The 465-nt window shown below is 48.0% G+C and carries 1 protein-coding gene; it reads left to right on the top strand.

The window, feature by feature from the left end:
• The coding region (locus tag M3221_RS25640; RefSeq protein ID WP_251274824.1) for a transposase at nt 1-410 on the top strand (410 nt) is incomplete at its 5' end.
• Nucleotides 411-465: the final 55 nt, after the last annotated feature.

The following is a 465-nucleotide window of genomic DNA, read 5'->3' as shown; positions in this document are numbered from 1 at the left end:
ATAAAGTCCGTGTTTCAGACCGGGCTGAAATCTGCGGGGACTTCAAAGCCGTCTATCGCGCTGAGAGTGCCGAAGAGGGACAACAGGCACTGGAAGCCTTCTGTTCCAAATGGCAGGCGGTTTATCCAAAGGTGACGAAGTCACTGGCTGAAAACCCGTATATCTTTACGTTTTACGGCTTCCCAAAATCCATTCGGCGGAGCCTTTATTCAACGAACCTGATTGAATCGTTCAATAAACAGATCAAGAAATACACGAAGCGCAAAGAGCAGTTTCCAAACGAAGAAGCGCTGGAGCGCTTTCTCGTTTCACAGTTTGAGGATTACAACCAGCGCTTCGCTTTGCGGTGCCATATTGGTTTTGACCAGGCGCGCGCAGAGCTCGCAGCCATGTTTAAAACGACTGATTAAATGACAGTCTGCAAGAAAAGGGATTCGCCATTTACACAAAATTATTGACGGTCCC

The sequence above is a fragment of the Domibacillus indicus genome (genome assembly GCF_023715895.1).
GTDB lineage: Bacteria > Bacillota > Bacilli > Bacillales > Domibacillaceae > Domibacillus > Domibacillus indicus_A.
The sequence above is the reverse complement of the archived record's forward strand: the minus strand, read 5'-3'. Positions and strand labels throughout refer to the sequence as shown.